This window comes from Vibrio sp. 10N.222.52.B7 (assembly GCF_041474275.1).
In the GTDB taxonomy this organism is placed as follows: domain Bacteria; phylum Pseudomonadota; class Gammaproteobacteria; order Enterobacterales; family Vibrionaceae; genus Vibrio; species Vibrio crassostreae_C.
In genome coordinates, this window is record NZ_JBFRTU010000525.1 from 1 (window position 1) to 309 (window position 309).

The following is a 309-nucleotide window of genomic DNA, read 5'->3' on the forward strand; positions in this document are numbered from 1 at the left end:
GGTTCGCCAGCTCACCATTTTGTTGATAAGCCGATGTAATACCTTGTAAGAATGCTGCACGGATAATACAACCTGCTCGCCAGATCTTAGCTATTTGAGTGAAATCGAGATTCCAACCCTCTTTGTCTGACGCTGTCTTTAATAAATCAAAACCTTGCGCATAAACAGACAGTTTGGCGCAATACAAAGCATCATGAAGCTCAGAAATAACCTCTGTTTGATCCAACTGACTCGCATTGGCAACATTGCCTTTTAGCAGTTTGCTCCCTTGAATACGTTGTGATTTTTGACCGCTCATCGCACGTGCAT

1 pseudogene is annotated in these 309 nt (G+C 43.0%); it reads right to left on the reverse strand.

The features are described 5' to 3' along the window. A pseudogene (locus AB4512_RS24015) lies at positions 1 to 309 on the reverse strand (NADP-dependent phosphogluconate dehydrogenase); the annotation flags it as partial.